Origin of the sequence: Pelagicoccus sp. SDUM812002 (assembly GCF_031127835.1) — a bacterium.
In the GTDB taxonomy this organism is placed as follows: domain Bacteria; phylum Verrucomicrobiota; class Verrucomicrobiia; order Opitutales; family Opitutaceae; genus Pelagicoccus.
The window spans coordinates 109,534-122,388 of sequence record NZ_JARXHX010000012.1 but is presented as its reverse complement, the minus strand read 5'-3'; the positions used below and the strand labels follow the sequence as shown (position 1 = coordinate 122,388).

At 53.3% G+C, this 12,855-nt stretch carries 9 protein-coding genes; 5 read left to right on the top strand and 4 right to left on the bottom strand.

Translation table 11 applies throughout. The annotated features are described in order from the left end of the window. The first annotated feature begins 90 nt into the window (after positions 1–90). Positions 91–1,230 (top strand): agmatine deiminase family protein, encoded by a 1,140-nt coding sequence (locus tag QEH53_RS16825; protein ID WP_309024377.1) that lies wholly within the window; start codon positions 91–93, stop codon positions 1,228–1,230. Between the two features lie 36 nt (positions 1,231–1,266). On the opposite strand, the gene QEH53_RS16820 is transcribed toward QEH53_RS16825, so the two are convergent. After that, entirely contained in the window at positions 1,267–2,703 is a 1,437-nt protein-coding gene (locus QEH53_RS16820; RefSeq protein ID WP_309024376.1) for a malonyl-CoA decarboxylase, read from the bottom strand. 213 nt (positions 2,704–2,916) lie between these two features. On the opposite strand from QEH53_RS16820, the gene QEH53_RS16815 reads away from it, so the two are divergent. The 4 genes from QEH53_RS16815 to QEH53_RS16800 all read left to right on the top strand — a co-directional run bounded on the left by QEH53_RS16815 (position 2,917) and on the right by QEH53_RS16800 (position 9,231). Continuing rightward, positions 2,917–3,816 carry a diadenylate cyclase gene (locus tag QEH53_RS16815; protein WP_309024375.1) on the top strand — a complete coding sequence of 300 codons (900 nt, stop codon included), beginning with the start codon at positions 2,917–2,919 and terminating at the stop codon, positions 3,814–3,816. 158 nt (positions 3,817–3,974) lie between these two features. Beyond that, positions 3,975–4,598, top strand: coding sequence for a DUF2760 domain-containing protein (locus QEH53_RS16810; protein WP_309024374.1), 624 nt, complete (start codon positions 3,975–3,977; stop codon positions 4,596–4,598). A 47-nt stretch (positions 4,599–4,645) separates the two neighbouring features. Continuing rightward, a complete protein-coding gene (locus QEH53_RS16805) occupies positions 4,646–6,487 on the top strand; it encodes an Hsp70 family protein (protein WP_309024373.1) in 1,842 nt (613 codons plus the stop codon). A 77-nt stretch (positions 6,488–6,564) separates the two neighbouring features. Then, positions 6,565–9,231 carry an Hsp70 family protein gene (locus tag QEH53_RS16800; RefSeq protein WP_309024372.1) on the top strand — a complete coding sequence of 889 codons (2,667 nt, stop codon included), beginning with the start codon at positions 6,565–6,567 and terminating at the stop codon, positions 9,229–9,231. Positions 9,232–9,242: 11 nt separating this feature from the next. On the opposite strand, the gene QEH53_RS16795 is transcribed toward QEH53_RS16800, so the two are convergent. From QEH53_RS16795 to QEH53_RS16785, 3 genes are all read right to left on the bottom strand, one after another. Further along, positions 9,243–10,142 (bottom strand): YceI family protein, encoded by a 900-nt coding sequence (locus QEH53_RS16795; protein ID WP_309024371.1) that lies wholly within the window; start codon positions 10,140–10,142, stop codon positions 9,243–9,245. A 99-nt stretch (positions 10,143–10,241) separates the two neighbouring features. Continuing rightward, positions 10,242–11,693, bottom strand: coding sequence for an SLC13 family permease (locus tag QEH53_RS16790; RefSeq protein ID WP_309024370.1), 1,452 nt, complete (start codon positions 11,691–11,693; stop codon positions 10,242–10,244). Between the two features lie 286 nt (positions 11,694–11,979). Then, positions 11,980–12,855, bottom strand: a complete 876-nt coding sequence (locus QEH53_RS16785; RefSeq protein ID WP_309024369.1) for a transglutaminase family protein — start codon at positions 12,853–12,855, stop codon at positions 11,980–11,982.

Sequence of the window (12,855 nt, the reverse complement as noted above, 5' to 3'; positions counted from 1 at the left end):
AAGAGTAGGGCTCTTGGTTCTTGCCAAATCGGCTTCCTTCCCGTCTTTTGCGAACTTCGTATCGGAGCCTGGATATCCGAATTCCATCTGATGAAAATTGCACTTCTCTTCGCAGCGATTCTCGTTTCCGTCGTACAGACTTTTGCTCAGCAGGAACCAATATCTGCTGAAAAGTCTGCCAAGGCCAAACGCGACTCGTTCAACCGAAGCTTGCCGTTGCCGATTCGTATTCCCGGGGAGTTCGGTAAGTTGTCAGCGGTACTATTGTCTGCGAACGAATTGGTACATTTTCATCCGGAGCTCTTCGCGACATTGGTTGGCCACATCTCGGAACGAGCACCTGTGATAGCTATTGTGGCGGGTCCGGAACAGATTCTTAACGGTCGAGAGGCTTTGGAAGAGGCGGGGGTGGATCGTGATCGCGTACACTTCTTGGTACACCAATTGGATTCGATGTGGATACGCGATTTTGGACCGATATTTATACGTCGCTCCGATGGGTCCGGTTCAATCGTGGACACCTATTATTCGGCTAGGGACGAGTTGGGATCGCGTCCTCTCGACGACCAGTTTCCTTTGGTTTTAGCGAACGCTCTCGGTATACAATGCTCCTACGTTCCGATTTCTTTGGAGGGAGGTAACTTGGTACACAACGGAAATGGTTTAGGGGTATCCTCGCTCAAACTGATCGAACGCAATCGCTTCAGAAACTTCAGCGGTGACGAGTTTACAGGATTGATGAATACCTATTTTACCCTGAAGACCCTGACCTTTGTGCCTTCGATACCGGGTGAACAGACGGGCCATGCGGACATGTTCATTACTTTCGTGAATCCGAAAACAGCTGTAATTGCTCAAGCACTACCTGAGGAGACTGAAGAGGTACGATCCCATATCGAGCGGGCTTCTCAACTTGTGGGGGAACAGTTGGTTGAAGGTCGCCCCGTCCAAGTGCACCGTATCCCCTTGCCGCCGCGTAAAGACGGGATGTGGCGTTCCTACACTAATGTATTTTACGTGAATGGGCTGATGTTAGTGCCAAGCTATTCCGACGTGGATCCGGCTCTCGAAAATCAGGTGATGGAAACCTACCGGGAGTTGCTACCCAAATGGGAGATTTTGCCCATTCCAGCAGATGATTTGATCCAGACAGGTGGCTTCCTACATTGTCTAACGTTAGGAATTCCGCACTTCATCGACCCGAGCGGGTTGCTAGAGTTTTCGGAATAGTACCGAACTCAGCGCAAGGGTTGAATCACGCCCCGATTATTGGTATTTGCTGGAGTCTACCTTTCCTTGCAGCGCGACCACACCTTTAGAGGCGTTGATCTTTCCATTGCTATTGTAGTCCTCATGGTAGCTCTCGATACGATCGAGTCGATAGAGGTAATTGATCATGATACCTGCAGATTCTTGTATTCCTTTGGGTGAGGTATCTCCCATCCAATTGAGCTGCTCCATACGAGCTCCGTTGTTCAGATGAAAATGGGCGACTGGATCGGCCGCGGTACCTCTTCCAGTACGTTTCGCCTGCTGCAGGTATAGGGCGCAGTAACGTAGCAGCACGGGTTTCAGCACACCGCGGAGAGCATCGTCTCTATGCCAATTCGGGCTCTTCAGGGCGTTTGCTACAAATTCAATTGGCTTCTCCTCGCCAGCGATTGGCTTTAAGGCCTTGCTTTCGGAGGGCGAGAGCGAGGCTCGTCCTGACTCCAGTTCTGACTCAAGCCACTTCACGTATCCGGGAATAGGGGACAGGGTTGAAAAGCGTTTGAGGTTTGGTAATTCACGCCGCAGTAGGTCCACCACCTGTTTGATCAAGAAGTTTCCGAAACTGACGCCTACGAGTCCTCTTTGGGCATTGGAAATTGAGTAGAAGATCGCGGTATCCGCTTCGTCCGGTTCGAGCACGGGCATCTTTTCGTCGAGCAAATCTTGGATCTGCACCGCGAGCCCTTTGACCAAGGCGACCTCTATAAATATTAAAGGTTCGTTCGGCATACAGGGATGAAAGAACGCGAAACATCGGCGGTCAGTATCGAGCCGGTTTTTCAGATCCCTCCAACTCCGTACTTTATGCACGGCCTCGTAGCGTCCCAACTTTTCGAGGAGCGAAGCGGGTGAGTTCCAGTTGATACTAGTCAAATCGAGAAATCCGACATCGAACCAAGAACGTAGCAGCTCCTTCAAGTCTCGCTCCAAGGCTGACAATTCGGGATATTCCTTGACTAGATCGATCAGTTCTCGTCTGAGTTCGACCAAGAACCTGGGCCCTGAATGGAGAGTATTGAACTCCCGCAGGAGCTGCACTCTTGCCGGTTCCAAGGCTCGGCGGAGTCGATAGCGCGAAAGTTCGGTTTCAGCCTCGTTCTCCGCTGTTTTTAGGGCGTCGATCGCGCTTGCGATCAAGTCGCCATTGGCTCCGAACTCGTTGTTGAGGATCTTTAGAAACTCTAGACGCTCCTCAGCAGAAAATTCCAAATAGGAGCGAGCTAAGCCGGCGGCTCGGTTCCGCGCTGAAACTTCGCCACCTTTCTGGTCTAAGCACGCTCGGATCTGGGATCGTATCGTATCGGGATCTGAGTCGTCAGACGTATTCGCCCGAGTGGATACGCGAACGATCTCCCTCCAAGCTGATTGGAGGCCTGCCCAGGTGCTCCCAATGAATCCCTCTTTGCTGTTCGATACCGATTTCTTTGCCATTGTCTTTCTCTCTTACACTTGATCCGCAAGGCGTGTGCCCATTGCGAGTCACAGTTTCAAATTTTTCTATTCGAGCATGAACAAACGTAATGCTACTCTAGCTTAGGATTAGTAGATTATAGCCTCCTCGTTGCTTCTCAAGAGCGTAATATTTTTTGCGGATAGGCGCTGGATTAAACAAGGCCATCGACACCCACCTCATAGATTGCGAGTATGAGTGAAATGTCGTCTTCTCACAAACATCCCACTGAAGCGAAAGAAACCAAAGTCCTGGTAGGCCTTGGATTCGAACTCGCTCGACGTTTGGAAATCGGGCGTGTGCTCGTCTTTGCCGAGTTGTTGTCGGATCGGCGAATGGTAGAGAAACATCGAGAGTCCGAATCGATCCTTTGGGTTACCTATGACAAGGAGGCCTTCGAGGTGGATTTGGGCTCGAAAGACAGATGCGTCCAGATTCCGGAGAATCCGGTAGGCCGCATGGATCAGGTCGCTTTGGCAGTCATTATTGCGGTGATGGAGGGCGCAATCGAAGTCGACGAATCCATGGTTTGCTTGATCGGGGTCGCCGGCTCCAAACGTCTAGACAATATGCTACTCGTGAACCCTAAACGCGACTTCGATTGGTTCAGCAAGCGTTCGATCTCGAAGGATGATGCGCTGCCGATCTCCCAGGAGTTTGCCCGTTTGATCGAAATAGCGCTCAAGTTCGCATCTGAGGGAAGGGAAGGGAAACCTATTGGAACCGTCTTTGTTTTGGGCGACTTAGAGGAGCTGGAACCTATTTCCCGTCCGCTCATCCTCAATCCCTGCAAAGGGCACGCTAAGAAATTTCGCAATATTCACGACTCCGATTTCATCGAAACCATGCGGGAGCTCTCCGCCTTGGATGGCGGTTTCATCATCGACCGCAAAGGCGTGGTCGAAGCAGCAGGTGTTTACCTCGATGCCCCCGTGACTAGTAAGGTAAAGGTTCCGAAAGGGCTCGGCTCGCGCCATCTGGCTGCTGCAGCCACGACGGCGCGCACCAAGTCCTTGGCTATCGTAATCTCGGAGTCCTCTGGTACCGTTACGGTGTTTTGGGAAGGTGCTCGTGTGCTCTCTCTGGGCGGCTGAACTGTTGTCCCGGAGATTATCTGCATATGGATGCCTTCGTACGGTGGGCTGAACCTTTTCAGTATGGACATCGCCAAGCGGCGAGTTCTATACGCTTGGTGAAATTTACGGTGTTTCCGAACGCCTTTAATCGAGATTTTCAACATCCAACTTTTACTATGAAAAACAAGGCACTCATCGCTGGCATCTTGATCGCGATTTTCAATGGGCTGTTGTTTGTACCTGGCTTTGAGGCCTATGGGATCTATCTGGTCGCAGCAGCTTTGGCGCTCGCTCTTTGGCTGGTTCTCAAAGCCATGACGGTGGCGGACTACATCCCTGCTATTGAAGAGGAAAAGGTGAGCACCCCGGTCCAAGCGCATGAGCCGGTCGTGGTTCCACCAGCTCCTAAGAACGCAGCCGAGGCAGAAGTCATCGCGGTCATTTCGACGCTACAGAGTAAGGGGCGCTTGGTGGACTTCTTGATGGATGACATCAGCAAGTACAGCGACGCTCAGGTCGGAGCAGCGGCACGTGTCGTGCACCAAGGGTGCAAGTCCGCGTTCGACGAGATGATCACTGTCGAGCCGGTTGCGAGGGAAGCTGAGGGATCCGTGGTCACCGTACCAGAGCATGCGGTTGACTCCTACCGTATTTCTGGCTCGGCAAGTGGGGGCTCCGAGCAGAAAGGCAAGCTCGTGCACAAAGGGTGGAAGGCCAGCCGTGTTAATCTACCTCGAGTGATCAAGTCGGAGGAGGGCAAGCTACCCGTTATCGCTCCTGCTCAGATTGAGGTAAAATAGAGGGCAGCGTACAAAGAGGTCGTTCCTGCAACGGGAGGAAAAGGAAAATGGATAAGAAATTTGTCTTAGGAATTGATCTGGGTACTAGCAACAGTGCCGTGAGTTTGTGCGACTTGGAAAGTGGCGAAAGTCGAGTAGTTCAGGTAACGCAGATCCTCGCTCCCAGCCAAATCGGCGAGCGAGCGTCGCTACCCTCGGCTCTCTATTTGCCCAGCGAAAACGAGTTTTCAGAGGACGCGATTAGCGTGCCTTGGTCGTCAGCCGATCGTAGTCACATCGTGGGTACGTTTGCTCGCGAGCATGGCGCTCAGGTGCCGGATCGTTTAGTGACGTCAGCCAAGTCATGGCTCTCCAATCCACATGTCGATCCGCAATCGCCAGTGCTGCCTTGGAATTCGGAAATCGGCGAACAAAAGCTCTCCGCAGTAGAAGCGTCACGCCGCTACCTCGAGCATCTCAAAAGTGGGGTGCTCTACGCTGAGCGCTTGGAGGGACGAGAATGGAATATGGAGGAAGGTCAGATTGTGCTGACGGTGCCGGCCTCTTTCGACGAGGTGGCCCGAAAGCTCACGGCTGATGCAGCCTCGTCGGCAGGTTTGAGGGAACCCATCCTGCTGGAGGAACCGCAAGCGGCCTTCTATGCGTGGACCGACAAGGTCGGGAGTGATTGGCGCAAGCAGGTGCGAGCAGGAGATGTGATTCTCGTTTGCGACGTAGGTGGCGGCACTGCGGACTTCAGCTTGATTGCGGTCAGCGAGGAGGAGGGCAACCTCGCGGTCGAGCGTATCGCGGTCGGCGAGCACATTCTGCTCGGCGGGGACAACATGGATCTTGCTCTCGCCTATAATTTGCAAGCTCAGCTTGAGGACGAAGGAACGGAAATTGACGACTGGCAGTTCCTCGCGCTCATCCACGGAGCGAGCCAAGCGAAGGCCAAGCTCTTCGAAGACGCGAGCTTGTCGGATTTGCCGATATCAGTCCCGTCGCGTGGCTCTAGTTTGTTCGCCGGAACTGTATCCACAAAACTGACACGCGAGACCCTGCAAGCAGTTGTGGTCGACGGATTCTTCGCTTTGACTGCAGCTGACGAAATGCCGGTAGAAGACGGCGCCGCGGCTCTGCAGGAATTCGGTTTGCCCTACGCCTCGGATGCAGTTGTTAGCAAGCACCTCGCCCGTTTCCTTGCTCGCAGTTTACAGAACGTGAAGACGAGTGAAAGCCTGTCGACCCTTATCGCAAATCCGGAGCAAGCACTATCGGGCGAATTGCTCAAACCGACCGCCGTGCTTTTTAACGGGGGCGTGTTCAAGGCCGGCTCGATTCGCGATCGCGTGATGGAGCTCTTAGCGACTTGGTGCGAGAACGCTCCACGCGAGTTGCAGGGCTTCCAACCGGATCTGGCGGTGGCCAAAGGTGCTGCGAGCTATGGCCGTAATCGTGCGACGGGTCAGGGAATTCGGATACGAGCTGGTACGGCACGCTCTTACTACCTCGGCCTTGAGTCGTCCCGTCCTGCGGTTCCGGGATTCAAGCCTCCAATCAAGGCGGTGTGCGTCGTTCCGCAGGGAATGGAAGAGGGTTCTTCGCACACTCTAGAGGGTCGTGCTTTTGGATTAGTCACGGGTAAGCCAGCTGTCTTTCGGTTCTTCGCGTCGGAGATACGCAGCGGTGACCAGCCAGGCGATTTGATTAACAAGGCCGATAAGCTTCTGGAAGAAACCAGCAAGCTTGAGATCGAGCTTCCAGCGATGGAGGAGTTTCCGAAAGGGCAGCCGATTCCGGTGTTCCTGAACTCAGTGGTAACGGAACTGGGGAACCTTGAGCTTTGGATGCAACATGTCGATTCGGACCGAAAGTGGAAAGTGGAATTCCAGGTCCGCATGGATTGATGACGATGGGGAAAGCGACTTCTTATCGCAATTAGATCTATAATTCGCGGGGAAAGACCGCTTCCCGCAACGATTTGATGATGACTCCTCGTTATTCTATAGGTATCGACTTGGGCACTACAAATTGTGCACTGGCTTACCTAGACCTGACGCGGGATGTCGGTGAGTCGGAGGTGCTGGGTATTCGGCAGCTGGAGACTAGGAGCACTGACGTTCAACGCAGTACTTTGCCTTCGTTTTTGTATCTCGAGGAGGACGGCCAGTGGAGTGCTGGGCTTTTCGCGCGGGAGCGAGGTCGTGAGCAACCAGACCGTGTCGTCCATTCGGCGAAGTCTTGGCTTTGTCATCACACGGTTAGTCCGCAAGCTAAGATTTTGCCTTGGAAGTCGAAGGCGATCACGGACGCAGATAAGCTCTCTGCCATTGAAGCCTCGAGTCACCTGCTTGAGGTGTTGAAAAATGCTTGGGATTCGCAGTTTGGAAACTCAGCACCTTTCGAGCAGCAGGGAGTGACCATCACGGTGCCAGCTTCTTTCGATGCGGCTGCTCAAGCTGCGACCTTGGAGGCCGCTCGCGCAGCGGGATATCCGGACAACGTGCGACTCATCGAGGAACCGCAGGCGGCCTTTTATCGTTGGCTGGAAACGGCGGAAGGTAGAGCGAATGAGCTTCGGGAAGGCGAGTGTATCCTTGTAGTGGATATCGGGGGCGGAACCTCAGATTTCAGTTTGTTTCGAATTGGCGGCCGCGAAAAAGGTCGACCGAAAATTGTTCGTGTCTCGGTGAGCGAGCATCTCCTTTTAGGCGGTGACAATATCGACCTAGCGTTAGCTCACGCCTTAGAATCTGAATTAGCTCCCGATGGCGAAGATTTGAGTGTTGACCAATGGGCACATTTGATCAGCCGAGCTCGCGACTTGAAGGAGGCGTGCTTAGTAGCCGAGTCCGAGGAGGATCGATCGATCACGGTGTCCGTGCCGAGTAAAGGCTCGGGCTTGATCGCTGGCACGCTTTCGACGGAGGTTTCTGCCAGTCTTGCTCGCGAATTGATTTTGGAGGGCTTCTTTCCTGAATGTAAGAGAGGTTCTCGAGCTGAACGCTCGGCTGAAGGGCTTTTGGAGATCGGTCTTCCGTACGCCACCGATTGCGGGGTGACGCGGCACCTTGCTGAGTTTTTGGATGGTTGTGCGGGTGTGGACCGAGTTTTGTTTAATGGGGGCAGCCTTTCTTCCTCGATGATCCAGGATCGGCTTTTGTCGCAGATCTCGCAGTGGCAAGAGTCGCGAAAGGTAGTCGCATTGGAAAACTCGGAGACAGATCTCGCTGTAGCCCGAGGGGCTGCTTTCTATGGGGCTCAGATATGCCAAGGCCGCAGACGGATCGATGCGGGTGCAGCTAGGGCGATCTTCATCGAAGTTGCTAGCGAGTCAGAAACAAAGCACCTTTGTGTACTGCCCAAAGGGGCTCAGCCGGGAGAACAGTTCGATATTGAGATTCCTGGATTACGTATGGCGGTCAATCAAATCGCTCGGTTTCGAGTGTTTCAGGGAAGGGACTCGATGCAACAATCCGCAGGTGAATGGTGTAAAGAGAAAATGGATACAATGCGATCTTTGCCGCCATTGGATACTCGGGTCGAGTTCGAAGGACGGGAGTCGATTCTCATTCGCTTGAAGAGTGGAGTCAGCGAACTGGGAATGTTGACGGTGAATTGCGAGTCGCTGGATGAGTCGGTTCCTGGCAGCTGGCCGTTGGCTTTCAACCTGAGAGCAGAGGGCGGCTCGGCTGGAGATTTATCGAATGTGGACCCCGGATTGGATGCCGGCAAGGTGGCGAAAGCGTCTCGATCTTTGAAACGCGGTTTCCTTGCTCGTGGTACGGGGCTCAAAGCCTCTCGAGTTTTCAAGGAATTGGAAGCTGACCTTAGGATGCCTAAGTACGAGTGGAATTTGAGAGTCTGCCGAGCCTTAGTGGATGAAGCTCTCGAGAACTGCGAGATTGTCGCTCGAAGTCCAGAAGTTGCGGAGACATGGCTCCAGCTCGTAGGGTACCTCATGCGTCCAGGTTTTGGAGCACCCGGAGATGACGCCAGGCTGGTCGACGTGTTCGAAGTTTCGGACACATTTCGAAATTCGCCTGTAAAAGTGGAGGTTCAGTTTCTGATCTTGCTGCGTCGGATAGCTCCAGGACTATCGGATGATCAGCAGGTTGCGTTATTTGGCACGCATCTTTCTCGTTTAGGTGAGACGAAGCGGGGAGAAGCGGAACGGATCCGTCTGTTGGGTAGTCTGGAGAAGCTGGAACTGAGGCCAAAAGAGTGCATTTATGATAGCTTTGTGCAGCGCCTTGATGGCGCGCTTTCCGAAGGCAAAGCAGTCGCTCCGTTGTTGGGCGGATTGGCTTCTTTGCTCAGTCGAGTGCTTTTCGATGCTTCGGTAGATCGGGTGTTGCCACCGGATACGGTGGAGGGAGTCTTTGATCGTCTACGGAAGCAGGATTGGTCCGAAGGGCGATTCGCGGACGCTGTGCCACTGTTTTTGAAGGCTGCTCGAGTGGTGGACGAGCGAGCTTTAAACATATCTCGCCATTGCTCCGCAAAGATCGTTTCCAAGCTCGAAAAGTCTGGGGTGTCGGCGAGCCGCTTATTGCCGTTGCGAGATTATGTACCGGTGACGCAAGGAGAAAGGGCGTTGGCCTATGGAGAGGCTTTGCCGCCCGGTTTTTTACTGACTGGCGGGAATTAGCTTTGCTCCAGTTACTTTTCGAAAAATGCGGTCACTTGCACTGTCACGAGATCGTTCACGAGGTGTTTTCCGAGTCGCTCGAAGAAGCGGCCGGAACCATAGACAGCTCCGAAAAGAGTCCGGTCCACATCGAACTGGGTTTGCAAGACGTAACCGTCTTCGATGGGCGCGAGGGTGCAATCCAAGTGCAAGGGGTGGGATTGGCCACGGATTTGCATCATCCCTTCCACCGTCGCGTTCGGTATGCCTGGATGGGCGGAGGGATCACGGAAGAATCGATTGAGTGAAAAACGGGCAGTCGGGTAGCTCTTGGTTTCGAAGAAGTCCTCCGACTGGAGGTGTCCGATAAGCATCGATGCAAGTTTTGTATCCGAAATATCATGACAGGAAATACGACTCATGTCCACGACGAGTTCCCCGGAATCTGCCGTTCCGCTCGCGTCGATCGATAAGGAACCGCTTTGGCATGCGATCAAGCCGTCGTGTTGGTTGATCAGGTTGCGACCGATCCAGCGAACTTTCGACTTTTCCGCGTTAAGCTGGTAGATGCCTTCTGGCGAAGATTCAGGTGTTTGTTCGCTAATAATCGGATTACCTGCATCGATCCATCCTCTGAGGCCGATGGTGTAGACTTGCACATTGGAAAATCCTGCTTCTTGCAAGCGGGCCGCTGCCACGGTTGCAGCGTTGCATCGTTCGCTCTCTCCATAGACCACCAGGGAAATGGTCTTATCGGGGAATGTGTTTGAAAAAGATTCTATGAATGCACTATCGAAAACGCAGTGGTTCTGGGCCCCAGGAATGTGGGATTCTGTGAATGCTTCCGGCGTACGCACGTCGATAAGAGCAGCAGAGATAGTGTCAGTATTAGGGGAAGAAGTTACGCTCAGGGAATCTATGTTTGGAATCATAGCTGGGTGGTTCGAGGCCTTAGGAGGGTTCGTGCCGGTAGCTACGAACTCGATTCCCGAGTAATTGCGTCGAACTGCTCCAAGCTCTTATGATTTCCCCTATTGACCGAACGGGTAAGGAAATAAGTTGGAGACGATCAGTAGCTGCAGCAAACCGGTGACTGAGATAACACTGACTGACAGCGTCCAAGTCTTCAAGGTTTCCGCTTCCGTAAAGCCAGTCATCTTGCAGACAATCCAGAAGCCGCTGTCATTCATCCAAGAGCCGAACATTGCTCCGAACGCAATTGCGGCGAAAATGTAGAACGGATCAAAGCCGAGTGCCGCACCGCTTGTCGTCAATGTGGCCAGTATGCCGGCCATAATGCCCGAAGTCGTGATCATGGAGGTCGTCGATGAACCTTGGGCGACCTTCATCACAGCTGCGACTAGCCAAGCGAGTAATACGAAGGAAAAGCCGCTGCCATCGGTCAAGGCGGTGATCGAATCTCCTATGCCGGATTGGCGGATCATGCCGCCGAAGGCTCCGCCCGCCGCGGTGATCAGGATAATGGTACCAGCTGTGCCGAGAGGGCTTTCCAACGTTTTCCAGAGATCTTTCTTGTCGAGGCGTCGATAGCGAGCGAGTAAGGAGATGGCAATTAGGGCTCCTAGAAACATGGCCACATGTTTTTGTCCGACAACTTCTATGGCTGAGAAGAGCCAACCTAGACTCTCTCGTGAAGCGAATTCTCCGACGAACGAAGAGATGGCGATCAATGCAACGGGAAGCCCAACCGGCAGGGAGGAAACGAAAATTCCAGGCAGTTGGCTCTCATCCTTTTCGACGATTTCTTTTAGGTCTTCCGTGCTGAGCATTCCGCTGTCCCTAAGTTTTATGCCAAGCTTGCTATCCAGAATACCCCCCAGTTTTAGACCGGCCAAAGCGGGTATGATTCCTAAGGCAATGCCGCCGGCGATGGTGAGTCCGAGGTTTAGTCCCAGTGTTTCCACTACGATCAGGGGTCCAGGCGTCGGAGGCACCAGAGAGTGTGTCACCAGTGCTCCTGTGCATACAGCAACGATCAAGTAGACATAGCTTCGACCTAAGCGAAATGCCATCGCTTGGGCGAGCGGGACCATCAGGTAGAAGACTGTGTCGAAGAACACTGGAATGGATAGGAAGAACGACGATACAAGCATGGCATACCCGGCCTGCTTTTCTCCGAATACCTTGATCATGCTACGCACGATGCGGTCGGCCGCTCCACTCTCCATGAGGCAGAGTCCGATGATCGCGGCGAGGGCGATGATCCAAGCGATACCACCGGCGGTATTTCCCAGCTGGCGCATCGTTTCCGATATCGCTGAGGTGATTGGGTTGCCGACGGTATTTCCACCCAAATTGGTAAGTGCTCCGACAATGATCGCTGCGATAACCAGAGCGATGAATGGGTGGATGCGTAGATAACCAATGGCGATGACTACAAAAGCAATACCAGCAAAGAGAACGAGAAAAGGCGTCAAGTCTAGGGCACCCGACGCAAGGAGAACGGGAAGGTCGAAAGGCATAAAGCGGGGTAGGTTGTTTCTAAGGCTTAGGGCAGGTCACGAAAAAAGGTGAACAAGGAATGTTCAGGCCGATTTCGTAGACCGCCAAATCAAACAGTGCTTTGCGAGGATGAGAAAGGATAAATTTACCGAACAGCAGAGTGTTCCGGCCGTTTAGTCCTCATCGATGATGGTTAGCTGGAAGCGAGGAGGTCCGTTCACTCAATCTCGATCAGCCGAAGCAGCGTGTCCAAAATCTGAATATAAGTAGTTAAGTGGTGTCTCGGGTTGACCCTTCTTAATCGGCTCAAATCGGCTGCATCGTCACCTCGACGGAGACTGTGTGCTCTCCGCCTCCGGTGACGGCTCCGCTGAGCATGCTTACGTCTGAAAAGTCCCGCCCGTAAGCCACGGCGACGTGTTGATCGGCACAGACAAGATTGTTTGTCGGATCGACGTCAATCCATCCATTTTCAGGAAGGAAAATGCTAACCCAGGCATGGGAGGCGTCGGCTCCGACGAGTCGAGGCTGGCCAGGTGGTGGCATCGTAAGAATGTATCCGCTGGCGTAGCACGCGGACAGTCCTTGGGCACGCAAGGCAGCGATCATGAGATGAGCGAAGTCTTGGCAGACACCACTCTTGGTGGAGAGGGTTTGCTCGACAGGGGTATAGATATCGCTGGCTTCGGAATCGAATTTGAACTCGTCCTTAAACGCTTGAAGCATGGCTGCGACCCCGTCCCCGATCTTCGCGTCACCTGAAAAGAAGCGAGCTCCGAATTCGGTGATCGAATCGGTTTTCTTTGTGTTTTCAGTTTCGTAGAGAAATTCTTTGGCTTCGATCAAGTCAGTTCGCTTGATATCTGCGAGGGCCTCTCTGATCTCGGATACAGGTGTATCCAGTTTTTTGAGGTCAATAGCCTCAGCAGAAACTTCTACCGTGCTATACGCGTCCACGACGAGAGACTCGTGCGGCAGTTGTATGGCAAAAAGGTGAGAGGTATTGCCAAAGTAGTCGACTCGCACGGCGAGGTCGGCGGGCTCAGGGCTGACCTCCAAAGAAAAGCGCGTGCAAATCTGGGATTCGTTTTTGAGAGGCTTAAGGATCGCGGTGTGGTGCGATCCGGTGACCGGGTAGCTGTACGAGTAGCTGGTCTTGTGGTGTAAGCGGTAGGTAGCCAT